The organism is Sphingomonas sp. CFBP8993, from assembly GCF_034044895.1.
Classification (GTDB): Bacteria; Pseudomonadota; Alphaproteobacteria; order Sphingomonadales; family Sphingomonadaceae; genus Sphingomonas.
Genome location: NZ_JAXCWU010000001.1, coordinates 320434 through 335688 on the forward strand (window position 1 = coordinate 320434; position 15255 = coordinate 335688).

Consider the following 15255-nt stretch of genomic DNA (forward strand, 5'->3'; position numbering starts at 1 on the left):
TGATCATGTGGGGCCGAGATGGCCGTTCCCATTAACTTGCCCTTATAGGATCTGTCTTATGGAAATGGGCAGGACGATTGTTTGACACATCTTCGATCCTTGGGTGCCGCGGCCCTCTTGCTCCTGATGTCGATCCTGCCGATGACGGCCGGGGCCGAGCGGAGCGATCCTTGGGCGGCATGGCAATGGGCCACCTTCTCCCGGTTGGGGGACGCGGTGAGCCTGCCGCACGTGACTACCACGGCGGTGGCCCGCGCGCGCGACGGCACCATGTGGATCGGCACGCGCGGCGGCCTGACCCGCTATGATGGGCAACGCGTGCGCAGCTACAAGCAGCGCCTGTCCGACCCCTACTCGCTGCCCGACAATTACGTACGATCGCTGATGGCGCTGCCGGATGGCGGGTTGCTGATCGGAACGAATGTCGGAGGCCTGGCGCGCTACGATTCGAGGACCGGACGCTTCCTGCGCCTGAGCGCGAAGGGCCAGCGCGCGGGAACGCGTATCTTTGGTTTCTCACCCGACGGTGCGGGCGGGGCCTTTGTCGCATCGGACGGCGGGGTGCATCATGTCGCCGCGGGTTCGGACCGGATCGATCCGATGGCCGCCCATGCGATCCGCAATCGCAAAGGCGAGGTTCAGACCGTTTTCGCCGTTTACCGTGACACGGACGGCCGCGTCTGGGCGGGGGCGGAGGAGGGGCTCTGGTCGCGTGCGCCGCATAGCCGCACCTTCGTCCGTATCGTCATGAACACCAAGGCGCCAGACCGCGACGTCTGGGCGATCCAGCGTGACCGGCAGGGGCGGCTTTGGGTCGGGACGGGTTCCGACGGCATCTACACGACCTCGGACCGGGGAGGAAATCCGCGCTTCACCCAGTTGCCGGGACTGGCCGGGCAATCGCCGCTGGTCGGGCATCGGACCATCCGCGCCTTGCTGGAGGACGGGCATGGACGGATATGGGCGGCGACCGACGGCAGTGGGATCCTGCTGATCGACCCGGCGCGAGGGTTCGCCATACTGCCGATCCGCCATCTGGCCGCCAATCCGCTATCGCTCGCGGGTGATACGGTTCGGGCGCTGGCGCTGGACGGGTCGGGCGGAATCTGGGCGGCGACCGAGATGGGCGCGGCACGGACACGCGGGCCGGGCGGCGGCGTGCTGCGGATCGGATCGGCGATGCCCGACCCGCGCAAGTCGCTGTCCGAGGACAATGTCCGCGGGATCATGGTCGATCGGCGGGGCCTGATCTGGCTGGGTTTCAGCAATGGGTCGATCGATGCCCTGGACCGTGAACGGGGCCTTGTCCGTCACCTGACCCTGCCGGGGCAGCATGGCGGGCAGGATATCAAGGCGCTGCTCGAATCGAGTGACGGCTCCATCCTGGTCGGCGCGCGTGGGGTCATGGCGGTCGATCCTCGGACGCTGGCGACACACGCCATCGACGTCCCCGGACTGGGCGACCTGCCGGTCATCTCGCTGGCCGAGACGCCGGGAGCGTTGCTGATCGGAACCTATAAGGGGCTGTTCGTCCGCGATCGGGTCACTGGGCAGGTGCGCGTGTTCCATCACGATGCCTCCGATCCGACCAGCCTGCCCAACAACGAAGTCATCAACATCGTCGTCCGATCGCCGACATCGGCGCTGGTCGCGACGCCCGCCGGATTGGGATTGCTCGACCTGCGCACCGGGCGTTTCGTCCATTTCTCCAGCAAGGTCGGTCAAGCCGCCAACCTGCCGCAGGATTATGCGGGTTCGATCGTCTCCATGGGCCGCGATATCTGGGTCGGGACCTATGGCGGCGTCGGTATCGGGCGCGCGGTCGCGAACGGCTGGCGCTTTCACGCGATCACCGAAGCGGATGGTCTGGCGGGGGACAACGTCGCCTCGCTGACGCTCGATGCCCGTCGTCGGATCTGGGTGGCGAGCGCGGGTGGTATTTCGGTGATCGATCCCGCCGGGCGCCGGGTGCGCGTCATGAGCCAGCGCGACGGCGGCGGCACCAGCGCGTTCAACCAGCGCGCGGCGGCGCGGACCGATGACGGCTCGCTGCTGTTCGGATCGCCCGACGGGCTGATGATCCTGCAGCCGGATGTGCTCCTGAGCCGCGACAACCGGGTCGGCACCGCATCGCTGATCGTCAGCGCGGCCGAGATCGATGGTCGCCCCGTCACGATCGATTCCGCCGCGTCGTCCTGGGGGCTGCGTCTCGGGCGTGACGGACGGACCCTGCGCGTCAGTTTTGCACTGACCGATTTCGCGGCGCCCGAGGAGGTCCGCTATGGCTATCGGCTGGAGGGCTTCGACCGGAGATGGATGAACGTGGCGCCGGGGACGCCGGCGGACGCGACCTATACCAACCTTCCCGCGGGCAATTACTGGCTGCTGCTCAGGGCAAGCGTGCCGGGCCTCGCCGCGCAGACCGTGACCCAGCGCATCCTGATCACGGTCGACCCGCAATGGTATGAGACGTGGCCCGCACGGCTCGGCTTTGTGGCTTTGGGCCTGATGGTGCTGGCATGCAGCTTCTGGGCGGTCACCACCGTCGTCCGCCGCCGCGCCAGGGTATTGGAGGCGATGGTCGAGGAGCGGACCGGCGAACTCCGCCGTGCCAACGAACAGCTCGACCGTCTGGCCAGCACCGATCCGCTGACCGGCCTGGCGAACCGCCGAACGCTGATGACCCGGCTGGAGGCGGCGCGCGGGCAGGCCGTCGATCATGGCGACGCCTTCACCTTTGCCTTGCTGGACGTCGATCACTTCAAGCGGATCAACGATCGCCACGGCCATAGCGTAGGCGACGAGGTTCTCGTCCAACTGTCGGCGCGCCTGCAACAGGGGGTTCGGGTCGACGATACCCTGTCGCGCTATGGCGGGGAGGAGATCGCGATCCTGCTCCCCGGCACCACGCTGGACATGGCGACGGCTATCATCGAGCGGGTGCGGCAAGCCATAGCCGAGCGACCAGTCACCGTCGGCGACCAGGCCGTCGCCGTCACCATCAGCGCGGGGATCGCGGAGTGGCAGCCGGACGAACCGGTCGGGGCGATGATCCAACGGGCCGACGCGGCGCTTTACGATGCCAAGCGTGGCGGTCGCGACCGGGTTGCGCGGGCGGCGTGATCGGCGGCACGGAACCGGCGGCGAAGGGCCGTGTTGCCATGCCTCATGACGCCTGACGTATCACCCGACACCCTCGTCACCCGCAGCGGCCGCCTGATCCGGCAAGGCGGCGCCTTCATCCTACAAGGTGATGACGGATCATTGACCGAATTGCGGTTAATGCGGGTCCCGGTCGACCATGTTGGAAAGTCCGTCACGGTTACGGGGCGGATGCTGGGCGCCGGACTGATCGAGGTGGAGGGCGTTCGGGGCGGTTGACTGCCCCAAACCCTCAGTGGCTGGCGCCGCGCCGGGGTATGAGGTGCAGGACACCGACGATGACTGCGCCGACGATCAACCCGATGATCGCGGAGCCGACCGCACCGACGAACCATGCGACGGCACCGCCCGCCACCGGCGTGGCTTCTCCGGCATGATGGGCGGTGTCGTGGATCAGATGGGGCAGGGTGGTGAAGCCGAATTCTTCCATGCCGTGGACGATGATGCCGCCGCCGACCCACACCATCGCAGCGGTGCCGACGATGGCCAGGACCTTCAGTACGACGGGCATAGCCTTGACCAGGCCACGGCCGACCGATTGCGACACACGTCCCTCGCGGGCGGCGAGGTGCAGGCCGATATCGTCCATCTTCACGATCGCGGCGACCACGCCGTAGACGCCGACCGTAATGGCGATACCGACCAGGGCCAGCGCGATCGCCTGGGTCCCGATCGCCATATCGGGCAGTTCGGACAGAGCGATCGCCATGATCTCCCCCGACAGGATCAGGTCGGTACGGATCGCCCCGGATACCTGGCGGTCTTCCAGCACCTTGGCATCGACCGGCGCGGCGTCGGCCGCTTCCTCATGCCCGCCCGTCAGCGTCTCGAGGATTTTCTCGCTCGCCTCGAAGCACAGGAAGGCACCGCCCGCCATCAGGATGGGCGTGATCGCCCAGGGCGCAAAGGCGCTGAGTAATAGGGCGGCGGGCAGCAGGAAGATCAGCTTGTTGCGCAGCGACCCCAACGCGATCTTGCCGATGATCGGCAATTCCCGCTGCGGCGCCAAGCCGACGACATAGCGCGGCGTTACCGCCGTATCGTCGATGACCACACCTGCCGCCTTGGCACCGGCACGGGCCGAAGCGCCCGCAACGTCGTCCAGCGATGCCGCCGCCAGCTTCGCGATTGCCGCCACATCGTCGAGCAATGCGACAAGACCCCCTGCCATCGAACCGCTACTCCCTATGATCCATTTGGCCCGTGCCTAGAGCCTGGGCCGTGGCGATGCACGGAAAAATGACGAAGTCGTCATGTCAGCCACGTCGCATCGCGCCACTGCCTGGTCAGATGGTCGAGCAGCGCCGGTACGGCCGCAGGTGCCCCGACAGGCGCGTGCAAGGCCCAGATACCGACCGCCACCGACCCTTCATAAGCGGGCAGCACCCGGACAAGCCGCCCGTCGGTCAACGCATCGGCCACGTCCCAGAGCGAACGCAGCGCGATGCCGCCGCCCGCCAGGGCGAGTTCGCGCACCATCTCGCTGCTATGCGTTTCGACCGCGCTCTCGCCGTTGATCGTCGCGCCGGTCAAACGCCATGGCAGTTGGCCCTTGGCAGCCAGCAACCGATGCTGGCGAAGCGCCGCGATCGTCTCGGGTGTGCTCGCGGCTGTCAGATAGGTCGGGCTGGCGCACAATATGCGGCGATTGTCGGCCAGCCGAAACGCCCCCAGCCCCGGCGGCGGTGTGGCCGTGATGCGGATCGCCAGGTCGATGCCGCCATCCAGCAGGTCGACGAAATCGTCGCTGAGCTCGATCTTCAGCCGGACATCGGGAAAGCGGTCAAGAAAGGCCGGCATGAAGGGTGCGATCCACAGGCGGCCGAACGAGGTCGGCGCGCTGACCGACAAGGGGCCGGCCGGGCTGCCGGCCGTCTGTACCATCCGGGCCTGCGCCGTCCGAAGGCTCGCGATCAGCGGGGCGACTTCGGCATGGAAGGCGGCCCCCGCTGGTGTCGGCGACAAACGACGGGTCGTCCGGTGAAGCAGCCGGACCCCCATCCGCGCCTCGAGCCGCGCGATGCGCTTCGAGACCATCGCAGGCGACAAGAGCCAGACGCGAGCGCCGCCCGCCAGGCTCCCTTCGCGGATCACGTCGACGAACAGCGCGATATCGGGATCCATTCGTTCCTCCAGCGATCGACAGTCCTGCGATCATGCGCTCTATGACCCGCAATGGCGATGCCCTATCGTCCCGCACACGCCATGAGGGAGAGACGCCATGATGCAACGCCACGGCCTGTCGGTCGCACCTGCGCTGGTGCGGTTCCTGGAGGATCGGGCACTTCCGGCGAGCGGCCTGTCCGTCGACTCATTCTGGGCGGGGGTTGCAGGTATTTTCGGGCGTTTCGCACCCCAAAATGCCGCCTTGCTGGCCAGGCGCGACGCGTTGCAGGGGCGGATCGATGACTGGTATCGGCAGGGCGGTGGATGCGACGGGGCCAGCCAACGCGCCTTTTTGACCGAGATCGGGTATCTGGTCCCGGAACCCGCGCCCTTTACCATCACCCCGCACGACGTCGATGCCGAGGTCGCCCTGCTGGCCGGTCCGCAACTGGTCGTGCCGATGCTCAACGCCCGCTTCCTGCTGAATGCGGCCAATGCGCGCTGGGGCAGCCTGTATGACGCCCTGTACGGCACCGATGCCATCGCGCCGCCGTCCTCGGCCAAGGGCTATGATCCCGAGCGCGGGGCCGCGGTCATCGCCTGGGCCCGCGCCTTTCTCGACGATGCCTTGCCGATCGAGGGCGGATGGAGCGGGGTGACTGACATGGCGCAGGCGGTGGCGGCCTTGCGCGATCCGGGGCAGTTTCGGGGGCGCAGCGCGACGGGGTGGCTGTTCCGCAACCATGGCCTGCATATCGAGATCGTCGTGGACCCGAGCCATCCCGTCGGACGGAGCGATGCCGCCGGGATTGCTGACATCGTCCTGGAGTCGGCGCTGACCACGATCTGCGACTTGGAGGACTCGATCGCGGCCGTCGATGCCGAGGACAAGGTCGCGGGCTATGCGCACTGGCTGGGCCTGATCGACGGTACGTTGACCGCGCCGGTCGAAAAAGGCGGCCAGACGATCACGCGCAAACTGGCATCCGACCGAAGCTATCATGCCCCCGACGGTACGTCCTTCACGCTGGCCGGGCGCAGCCTGTTATTCGTGCGCAATGTCGGCCACCTGATGACGACACCCGCGCTCCGGCTGGCCGACGGGTCCGAAGCGCCCGAGAGTATATTGGACGCCATCGTGACCAGCCTGATCGCGATGCGGCGTCCCGGCTCGATCTATATCGTGAAGCCCAAGATGCACGGGCCGGAAGAGGTCGGCTTTGCCGACCGTCTGTTCGATGCGGTCGAGGATCTGCTGGGGCTGGAGCGGCATCGTATCAAGATCGGCGTCATGGACGAGGAACGGCGCACCTCGGCCAACCTCGCGGCCTGCATCCATGCGGTGAAGGACCGCATCGTCTTCATCAACACCGGCTTCCTGGATCGTACCGGCGACGAGATCCACACCGCCATGCTGGCCGGGCCGATGGTGCGCAAAGCCGCGATGAAGGCATGCGACTGGATCGCCGCCTATGAGGATCGCAACGTCCAGATCGGGCTGGCCTGCGGCTTTGCGGGGCGTGCTCAGATCGGGAAGGGCATGTGGGCGGCACCCGATCGCATGGCCGATATGCTCGCCCAGAAAGGTGGGCACCCCGGAGCAGGCGCCAACACCGCCTGGGTTCCGTCGCCGACCGCTGCGACGCTCCATGCCACCCATTATCACCGGATCGACGTTGCCGCCCGCCAGCAGGAGCGTGCCGTCGAACCGATCGCCTCGCTCGATCGGCTGCTGGCACCGCCCGTCGCCTCCGCGCCGGACTGGAATGCCGAGGAAATCGCCGCCGAGCTCGACAACAATGCGCAAGGGCTGCTCGGCTATGTCGTCCGCTGGATCGACCAGGGGGTGGGCTGTTCCAAGGTTCCCGACCTGGACGATGTCGGGTTGATGGAGGACAGGGCAACCTTGCGCATCTCGTCGCAGCATATCGCGAACTGGCTGCATCACGGTATCGTCAGCGCCGAACAGGCGGAGGCCGCGCTGATGCGGATGGCGGCAAAGGTCGATGCGCAGAATGGCGGCGATCCGGCCTATCGACGGATGTCGGACGATCCGGCCGGCCTTGCCCTGACGGCGGCACGGGCGCTGATCTTTCAGGGAATGGACCAGCCCAACGGATATACCGAACCATTGCTTCATCGATATCGACAGGCCGCCAAGCAGCGGGCCGATCAGGCGGAGATGGCGTGATGCCGCTATACGGCATTGGGGATGACCGTCCCGAGGTACACGACACCGCCTGGATCGCGCCGTCCGCCGACGTGATCGGCCGGGCGGTGCTGGGCGAACAGGTCAGTCTGTGGTTCGGCGCGGTCCTGCGCGCGGATAACGGCGTCATCCATGTGGGCGCGCGAACGAACATTCAGGACGGCGCCGTGCTGCATTCCGATCCGGGCAGCCCGCTGACCATCGGTGCGGATTGCACGGTCGGGCACCGGGCGGTCCTGCACGGCTGCACGATCGGCGAGGGATGCCTGATCGGTATGGGAGCGACCGTGCTGAACGATGCGGTCATCGGGGCAGGCTCGCTGGTCGGGGCGGGGGCGCTGGTGACGGAAGGAAAGGTCTTCGCACCCGGCAGCCTGATCGTCGGAGCGCCTGCGCGAGCGGTGCGGATGCTGGAGCCCGGGGAGGTCGAACGGCTGCGTGGATCGGCCGACGGCTATGCCGCGCGCGCCGCACATTATGCCGCACATTTGCGTCCATTGGACAAGGATCGTTCCGACCCGATCGTTGACGGCGGCGTCACACCTGCCTAGCCAAGCGGGGTGACCCCGCCCACCATCCTGATCGTCGAGGACGATCCCGCCCTTCGCACCCTGACCGCTCGTGCGCTTCAGGAAAACGGCTTTGCCGTCAAGCTGGCCAACGCCGCCCCTGAAATGTGGCAGGCCCTGGACGTCGGGCAGATCGACCTGATCCTGCTCGACATCATGCTGCCCGGCACCAGCGGCATCGACCTGTGTCGGCAGGTCCGTCAGAAGAGCAGCGTCCCTATCATCTTCATCAGCGCCAAGGGGAGCGAGGTCGACCGGGTCGTCGGGCTGGAACTGGGGGCGGACGATTATCTGGCCAAGCCGTTCGGGACCCGCGAACTGGTGGCACGCATCCGCGCCGTCCTGCGTCGCGGCGGCCTGGAGAACTCACCCGGCGAGCGCGAGGCAGGCATATTGGGCTTCGACGGCTGGACCGCCAATCTGCCGCGTCGCGAGCTGATGTCGCCGTCGGGCGCACAGGTCGAGTTGACGGGGGCGGAGTTCGACCTGCTGGTCGCGTTTCTCGACAACGCCCAGCGCGTCGTGGCGCGCGAGCGCCTGATCGAGCTGTCACGTGCCCGGATCGGCGACAGCTCGGACCGCAGCATCGACGTGTTGGTCAGCCGTCTGCGCCGCAAATTGTCGGGCGCGGGTGGGGCGGCCCCGATCGTCACCGTCCGCGGCGTCGGCTATATGCTGAACGTGCCGGTGGAGCGGCGGTGATCCGCCCCTCGATCGGCCTGCTCGGCCGGATCGTCGCGATCCTGCTGCTGGCGGTGACGATCGAATTCGCCGTCTCCACCTATCTCTACGAGCGTGCCAGCCACGTCTCGGTCCGCGATGACGAGGCGCGGCGGCTGGCCGAGCATCTGATCGTGGCGCGCCGCGTCCTGAACGAGCGTCCCGCCGTCGAACGGCCCGAGGTGGCCGAGGAACTGACCACCGACCGTTATATCGTCAGCTGGTCGCCGTCCGCCTTGCCGCGTCCGACCATCGCCCCGGCGATGGACAGCATGCGCCGCCAGATCGTCGACTGGGAGCCGACACTGGCGGCCACCGACATCCATCTGCGACTGACCTCGCCGGGGCGGACCTCGGTCGTCTCGGGTGATTTGCGGCTGGACGACGGCACGCTGCTCAGCTTCCGGATGCGCGAAGGGGTACGGACCCTCGACCTGGCGCTGGGCCGCGTGCTGCTGGCGCTGATCCCGGCGATCGCGCTGATGCTGCTCAGTGGAGCGCTGATCGGGCGTATCCTTCAACCGCTGCGGATGCTGGCGCGCGCCGCCGACAAGCTCGGTCGAGGGCAGGGCGGGCAGGGTGCTCCGCTGATCGTACCGGAGCGGGGGCCGGGCGAGGTCCGCCACGTCACCCGCGCCTTCAACCGGATGCAGGCGCGTATCGGCCGTCTGATTGACGAGCGCACCCGCGCGCTGGCGGCGGTCGGCCACGACCTGCGCACCCCGCTCGCCCGCTTGCGTCTGCGCGCCGATGCCATCCATGACGACGAGGTGCGCGAGGCGATCGGGACCGATATCGAGGAGATGGAAGCCATGGTCGCCTCGCTCCTCGCCTTTCTGGGCGGGGACGGGGATGCCGAGCAGCCGGAATTGACCGACTTGGCGATCCTGTGCGCCAATCTGGCCGACGATGCCGTCGATCACGGCCGCGACGTGCGTTATGTCGGGCCGGACCATTTCGACTGCCGCCTGCGCCGTTTCGGGTTCAAGCGGGCGCTTACCAATCTGGTCGAGAACGCCCTGCACTATGGCGAGCATGCCATCATCACCCTGCACGCCGCACCCGGCGACGATGTGCGTATCCGTGTCGAGGATGACGGTCCGGGCATTCCCGAGGAGTCGCTCGAACTGGTGCTCGAGCCCTTTGTCCGGCTGGATACCGCACGGCGGCGCGATACGGTCGGCTTCGGCCTCGGCCTGTCGATCGTGGCGCGGGTGGTGGCGGCCGAGGGCGGCGAACTGACGCTTGCCAATCGTCCGGAGGGCGGGCTTTGCGCTGAAATACGTCTTCCGCACTGTCGGACATGATTTGTCACGCTCACGCTGCACGACAGCAAAACTAAATGCGTATTACAGTTGGTAGAGATTGGCGGCGTCACTCCACCCCTTCGTGACAAAGCCGGTCTCGCCAATTTGTCGTTCGTTCGGTCACCCCAAGGGGCGCAGGACGGGCAGCGCGTGTGAGCCACCAACTCGGGAGGTATCCGATGACGATGGAGTTCGATTTGACCGCACTGGAACTGCAGGGTGCCCTGCTGGTGCTGGCCGTGATTATCACTTTCGCCGCCATCGAAGGTTGGAAGGCCCGCTAACCCTCCCCACGGCATTTTACGTTTTCACGAGTTTCGCAAGGACTCCCCTGCCGCCCCCCTCCGGCATGAGTCCGACCGGAAAGGGGCAGACGGCCAGCCTTATCGCTGGGCCGTCTGCTCCATAACTTCCAACCGGCCCCGGATCGCGGCGATCAACTGTGTCGCCGAATAGGGTTTGGTCAGCAGCGCCGCGTCCAGTCTTGCGGCCTCCGGCGCCATACCGCCATCGCCCGTCGCAAACACGATCGACAGCGTCGGTCGCATCTGGCGCGCGCGTCCCGCGAGTTCCACGCCCGACTCGCCCGGCAGGTTCAGGTCGGTCACCAACACATCGATCTGCGCGGTCTGCAGCGCGGTCATCGCCTCCTCGGCGGTCACCGCATGGACGACCACGAAACCCGCATCCTGCAACGTTTCCGCGGTGTTGGCGCGGATCAGGTCGTCATCCTCGACCAGTAGGATCGTGCGGCCGTCGTGCAGCGGCTGGCTGCGCGGTTCCTCGACGGGTGCTTCCTCGCGCGCGGCCGGCGCACTGCCCGTCGCCATTCGCCGCTGGCGCTGGTTGGCGAGCACATGGCGGAATTTCCGGGCCAGCGCCTCGCGGGTATAGGGCTTGGACAAAAGCTCCACGCCCTTGTCCAGGCGTCCGCCATGGACGATCGAATTCTCGGTATAGCCCGAGGTGAACAGCACCGCGATATCGGGCAGCCGTTCGCGCGCCTTGCGGGCCAGCTCGGGGCTTTTCAGCGTGCCGGGCATGACGACGTCGGTGAACAGCATGTCGATCGGAATGCCGCTCTCGATGACGTTGAGCGCACTCTGCGCATCGACCGCCTTGAGCACTCGGTAGCCCAGGTCGGACAGCAGCTCGACCACGGTCGCGCGGACTTCGGCATCGTCCTCGACCACCAGAACCGTCTCGGTGCCGCCGGTGACCGGTCCGGTGTCGACCGACACCTCGACATCCTCGGCCTCCATGGCGCGGGGCAGATAGAGCTTGATCGTGGTGCCGTGGCCGACCTCGGAATAGATCTTCACATGGCCGCCCGACTGTTTGACGAAGCCGTACACCATCGACAGGCCCAGGCCCGACCCCTTGCCCTCGCCCTTGGTCGAGAAAAAGGGTTCGAAGACCTTCTGGATGATATCGTCGGACATGCCGCTGCCGGTGTCGGACACCGCGAGCATGACATATTGGCCGGGCGACACCTCGTCATGGATGCGCGCATAATCGTCGTCGAGATGCGCATTGCCCAGCTCGATGGTCAGCTTGCCCTGGCCCTCCATCGCGTCGCGCGCATTGATCGCCAGGTTCAGCAGCGCATTCTCGATCTGGGCGGGGTCGATGAACGTGTTCCAAAGCCCGCCGCCGACGATCGTCTCGATCTCGACACCCTCGCCGATCGCCCGGCGCAGCATGTCGTCCATGCCCTGGACGAAGCGCGTGACGTTGACGACCTTGGGCTCCAGCGCCTGCCGCCGGCCGAACGCCAGCAGTTGCGCGGCAAGCTTGGACCCGCGCGCGACGCCCGCCATCGCATTGGCGACGCGCTGCTCCGCTCGGCCATTGCCCGCAATATCCTTCGCCAGCAGCTGAAGATTGCCCGACACCACCTGCAGCAGGTTGTTGAAGTCGTGCGCGACGCCACCGGTCAGCTTGCCGATCGTCTCCATCTTCTGCGATTGGGCCAGCTTCATCTCGGCCTGCCGCCGCTCCGCGATCTCTTCGATCACGCGGCTTTCCAGCGTCTCGTTCAGCTGGCGCAGTTGCGCTTCCGCGCGCTCGCGGTGGTGGACCTGACGTGCCAGGACGCTGGCCTGGTCGCGCAGCGCCTGTTCGGCTGCGCGCTGTTCGGTGATGTCGGTATGGACGCCGACCCATTCGACCAGCTCGCCGTCCTCGCCGATGATGGGCAGGCCCCGGATCGCGAAGGTCCGCCACTCGCCGTCATGGCGGCGAACGCGGTGTTCGTGCACGAACATACCCTTGACGGCGACGGCCTCGTTCCAGGCGATGATGGTGGCCGCGGCGTCCTCCGGGTGGACCGCGCTGGCCCAGCCAAAGCCCTGATACTGCTCGGGCGTCTGGCCGGTAATCGCAGCCCAGCCGGGCTGTTCGCCGACCATGCGGCCATCGGCGCTGTTGGTCCACAACACGCCGTGCACCGCATCCATGGCGGCGCGAAACCGCCGGTTGCTCCGTTCGAGCGCGTCCGAATGACGCATCCGGTCGTCGACGTCGAATACCAGAATATGGAAGCCCAATATCGTCCCGTCCTGGCCACGCCGGGGAATATAGCGGGTCTCGGCCCGGCGACGCGTCCCGTCGCGATGGTGCATGTGCACGTCGGCGACAATCGTCTCACCCGCCAGCGCGCGTTCGATCAGCGGCCTGCGCTCGGCATAATCCTCTTCGGTCAGGACATCGCTGATCCGCTGGCCCAGCATGGCGTCCGGATCGATGCCCAGAAAGTCACGGTAATAGCTGTTGGCAAAACGATAGCGCTCGTCGCGATCGACCAGCGCGACCAGCACGGGCAGCGAGTCGGTGATGACCCGCAATTCCGCCTCGCTTTCGGCCAGCCGCCGCTCGGCCGCAACGCGACCGGTATTTTCGACGACGGTGCACATCACGCCGCCGACATGGCCACGCTCGCAATAGACGGGCGTGTAATAAAGATCGAAAACGACCTCTTCTTTCACGCCTGCACGCGTCACCACCAACGCCTGGTCGCGATAGGCAATGTCTTCGCCCTTGAAGCCGCGCTCCAGAATATCGCGGTTCCAGTCCCAGATTTCGGGCCAGACCTGCGACACCAGCCCACCAAAGGCCATCGGGTGGCGCGGGCCCGCAATGCTGCGATAGGCGTCGTTATAGATCATGACATGATCCGGTCCCCACATCAGGACCTTGGCGATCGGCGAGTGCACGATATTGGCCACGGTCGTGCGCAGGACGCTGGACCAGTCGTTGATCGGCCCCAAGGGGGTGTCAGACCAAGTGCGTTCACGCACCAACTGCCCACATTCGCCACCACCAACCAGCCAGACGTCGGGGTCCGCAAATGGCCCGTCGGCCCGCATCCGTTCGATCGCGGCGACCAGCAGTGTCTGTTCGTCGGAAAAGTCACCTACGTCGATCGCCTGGGCGATGTAATGCTCAAGCTGCGGCGGGAGCGAAATGGTGCGCGACTGGGGAGAAGTCATAGGTTGACGCATGAGAAAGCTACACCATCAAGTCAATCGGTGAAAAGCGACAAATGCGTGTCGTTCCACGGGGTTGCCCTAAACCGTTGTTCCTGAGCGACCGGTCAAGGGCTGCGGATGATGCGGCTCCAGGATCAATGTCGAGCCCTCGACCCGCCAGCTTTTCAGGCGCGACAGGAAATTCATGCCCAGCACGTCGGTTTCTCCAAAGGCCGAGGAGACGACCACCGGCACGGCATCGGCGCGGATCGTGCCGATGCGCAGCGAATCGATCTTCGCCGTCTCGGCCCGGATCATGCCGTTGGCGGTGTTCAGAATGACGGGAAAAGCCGGTGTCGTCGGGCGCAGTCCAACGGCTCGCGCGGTGCCGGTCGACAGCGCGGTCAGCGTCGCACCGCTATCGACGAGCATCCGGCGCGTCACGTCGCCGATCGTCACGCGGGCCCAGAAATGCCCGTCGGGCGCCATACGAATGCGGACGGTGTCGCCGACGACATTCTGATCCTGGAGGTTCAGGACCTGAAGAGCTCGTTGGATATAGGGATCGAATTGCTGGCGTTGCTGCAAAATGACCAGCAGCAGGCCGCCCAGGATAAGCCAACTCGCCAGGTTGAGGGCGACCCGCAGGATGGGCACACGCCGTGCCAGCATGAGCGCCAGAACGATCGCGACAGCGGCAACGGCGACGGGCATCGAAATGCCCAGATCGGGTATCATGAAACGGCTTTCCTTCCGCGACCCGATATGGGTTGCGCGAAGGGGCGATCATAGGGGCGGACAGCTGTATGATCGCTGACCGCACCCGGATAGATCAGGCCTGTTCGGGGACGCCGACTTCGTCCGCGCTGAACCGCCGACCGCCATACCAGCGCCGAAAGCTGCCGTCAGGTTGGCGGAAATAGCGGGCGCCGTCATAAAGCACCGGAGATCCCAGCGACCGGTATGCGGCCCAGACGCCATAGACCATGGCAACCACCGCCAGGACCTTGATCCACTCCATCGACTCGCCCTTTTGTTATTATTTGTCGAACGCTCGCGATAAAACTCATCAAGGGCAAGGAAAATAGTTGCTGCGGCGCAAGAGGAATGTCCGATTAATTGCGCTGCGACGCGGCAGGAGTGTCGGAAAAAGGGCGGCTCAACCATGGCGAATCGCGCAATCCGAAACGACGAGGCCGATCGGCAGCCTTGGTGATGCCGATCCTGGGGCCGGTGACGACCGGCACCTGGCGTTCGGCCATGGTCAAGCGAAATGGCGGGGCGTCCAGCGGCGCACCGTTCAACGCCAGATCGATGGCCAGTGCTGCGCAAAGGCGTCCCGGCCCGGCACAAAGCTGTCGCAACGGCCGGTCGACACCACGCCGTTCCCGCATTCGCGCCAGTCCATGCCGGGGCTCGATCGCCCGGATCAGGACGGCGCTGCCCGGCGATCCGCACACGATGTTGAGGCAATGGTGCAGCCCGTAGATGCGATAGACATAGGCATGGCCAACCGCGCCGAACATGGCGGCATTGCGCGTCGTGGCTCCGGCAAAACTGTGCGAGGCGGGGTCGGCGACGTCATAGGCCTCGGTTTCGACGATCGTCCCGCCCACACCATCGACAGTCAGGTCGACCCCGATCAGCGCGCGTGCCGCATCCTCCACGTCCTGCGTATAAAAGGCGGGCGGAAGCGGCGGCATCACTGGGCC

Annotated in this window: 12 protein-coding genes; 6 read left to right on the plus strand and 6 right to left on the minus strand. The window is 66.3% G+C overall.

Annotation, left to right across the window (positions count from 1 at the left end; genetic code table 11):
• The first annotated feature begins 126 nt into the window (after positions 1 to 126).
• Together SOM26_RS01435 and SOM26_RS01440 are read left to right on the plus strand one after the other, a co-directional pair.
• On the plus strand, positions 127 to 3123 hold the full coding sequence (locus tag SOM26_RS01435; protein ID WP_320451263.1) for a diguanylate cyclase: 2997 nt from the start codon (positions 127 to 129) through the stop codon (positions 3121 to 3123).
• A 45-nt stretch (positions 3124 to 3168) separates the two neighbouring features.
• Positions 3169 to 3381, plus strand: coding sequence for a DUF5818 domain-containing protein (locus SOM26_RS01440; protein ID WP_320450948.1), 213 nt, complete (start codon positions 3169 to 3171; stop codon positions 3379 to 3381).
• A 13-nt stretch (positions 3382 to 3394) separates the two neighbouring features.
• On the opposite strand, the gene SOM26_RS01445 is transcribed toward SOM26_RS01440, so the two are convergent.
• Both SOM26_RS01445 and SOM26_RS01450 read right to left on the minus strand, forming a co-directional pair.
• Positions 3395 to 4333, minus strand: a complete 939-nt coding sequence (locus SOM26_RS01445; protein WP_320450949.1) for a DUF808 domain-containing protein — start codon at positions 4331 to 4333, stop codon at positions 3395 to 3397.
• A gap of 80 nt (positions 4334 to 4413) precedes the next feature.
• Entirely contained in the window at positions 4414 to 5286 is an 873-nt protein-coding gene (locus tag SOM26_RS01450) for a LysR family transcriptional regulator (protein ID WP_320450950.1), read from the minus strand.
• 97 nt (positions 5287 to 5383) lie between these two features.
• Here SOM26_RS01450 and SOM26_RS01455 point away from each other — a divergent pair, with 97 nt between their 5' ends.
• From SOM26_RS01455 to SOM26_RS01470, 4 genes are read left to right on the plus strand one after another with little or no spacing between them, the layout of a single operon-like run.
• The gene (locus SOM26_RS01455; RefSeq protein ID WP_320450951.1) at positions 5384 to 7459 is read left to right on the plus strand and encodes a malate synthase G; all 2076 of its coding nucleotides are present in this window, start codon (positions 5384 to 5386) and stop codon (positions 7457 to 7459) included.
• Positions 7459 to 8028 carry a gamma carbonic anhydrase family protein gene (locus tag SOM26_RS01460; protein WP_320451264.1) on the plus strand — a complete coding sequence of 190 codons (570 nt, stop codon included), beginning with the start codon at positions 7459 to 7461 and terminating at the stop codon, positions 8026 to 8028. The genes SOM26_RS01455 and SOM26_RS01460 overlap by 1 nt, the downstream gene beginning before the upstream one ends.
• Before the next feature lie 9 nt (positions 8029 to 8037).
• Positions 8038 to 8748: a response regulator gene (locus tag SOM26_RS01465; protein ID WP_320450952.1), complete on the plus strand. Its 711-nt coding sequence runs from the start codon at positions 8038 to 8040 to the stop codon at positions 8746 to 8748.
• The gene (locus tag SOM26_RS01470) at positions 8745 to 10073 is read left to right on the plus strand and encodes an ATP-binding protein (protein ID WP_320450953.1); all 1329 of its coding nucleotides are present in this window, start codon (positions 8745 to 8747) and stop codon (positions 10071 to 10073) included. Before SOM26_RS01465 ends, SOM26_RS01470 begins: the two co-directional genes overlap by 4 nt.
• 383 nt (positions 10074 to 10456) lie before the next feature.
• Here the strand turns inward: SOM26_RS01470 and SOM26_RS01475 are convergent, their stop codons facing one another.
• From SOM26_RS01475 to SOM26_RS01490, 4 genes are all read right to left on the minus strand, one after another.
• Positions 10457 to 13564: a response regulator gene (locus tag SOM26_RS01475; protein ID WP_320450954.1), complete on the minus strand. Its 3108-nt coding sequence runs from the start codon at positions 13562 to 13564 to the stop codon at positions 10457 to 10459.
• A gap of 78 nt (positions 13565 to 13642) precedes the next feature.
• Positions 13643 to 14281 carry a retropepsin-like aspartic protease family protein gene (locus SOM26_RS01480; protein WP_320450955.1) on the minus strand — a complete coding sequence of 213 codons (639 nt, stop codon included), beginning with the start codon at positions 14279 to 14281 and terminating at the stop codon, positions 13643 to 13645.
• Between the two features lie 94 nt (positions 14282 to 14375).
• Entirely contained in the window at positions 14376 to 14564 is a 189-nt protein-coding gene (locus SOM26_RS01485; protein WP_320450956.1) for a hypothetical protein, read from the minus strand.
• A 94-nt stretch (positions 14565 to 14658) separates the two neighbouring features.
• Positions 14659 to 15246: a DNA-3-methyladenine glycosylase gene (locus SOM26_RS01490; protein ID WP_320450957.1), complete on the minus strand. Its 588-nt coding sequence runs from the start codon at positions 15244 to 15246 to the stop codon at positions 14659 to 14661.
• Positions 15247 to 15255 lie beyond the last annotated feature (9 nt).

Coding starts and splice junctions, on each gene's coding strand:
- SOM26_RS01435 (WP_320451263.1), top strand. CDS start 127: ATGTCGATCCTGCCGATGACGGCCGGGGCCGAGCGGAGCGATCCTTGG.
- SOM26_RS01475 (WP_320450954.1), bottom strand. CDS start 13,564: ATGACTTCTCCCCAGTCGCGCACCATTTCGCTCCCGCCGCAGCTTGAG.
- SOM26_RS01485 (WP_320450956.1), bottom strand. CDS start 14,564: ATGGAGTGGATCAAGGTCCTGGCGGTGGTTGCCATGGTCTATGGCGTC.
- SOM26_RS01490 (WP_320450957.1), bottom strand. CDS start 15,246: ATGCCGCCGCTTCCGCCCGCCTTTTATACGCAGGACGTGGAGGATGCG.
- SOM26_RS01445 (WP_320450949.1), bottom strand. CDS start 4,333: ATGGCAGGGGGTCTTGTCGCATTGCTCGACGATGTGGCGGCAATCGCG.
- SOM26_RS01455 (WP_320450951.1), top strand. CDS start 5,384: ATGATGCAACGCCACGGCCTGTCGGTCGCACCTGCGCTGGTGCGGTTC.
- SOM26_RS01440 (WP_320450948.1), top strand. CDS start 3,169: ATGACGCCTGACGTATCACCCGACACCCTCGTCACCCGCAGCGGCCGC.
- SOM26_RS01450 (WP_320450950.1), bottom strand. CDS start 5,286: ATGGATCCCGATATCGCGCTGTTCGTCGACGTGATCCGCGAAGGGAGC.
- SOM26_RS01480 (WP_320450955.1), bottom strand. CDS start 14,281: ATGATACCCGATCTGGGCATTTCGATGCCCGTCGCCGTTGCCGCTGTC.
- SOM26_RS01460 (WP_320451264.1), top strand. CDS start 7,459: ATGCCGCTATACGGCATTGGGGATGACCGTCCCGAGGTACACGACACC.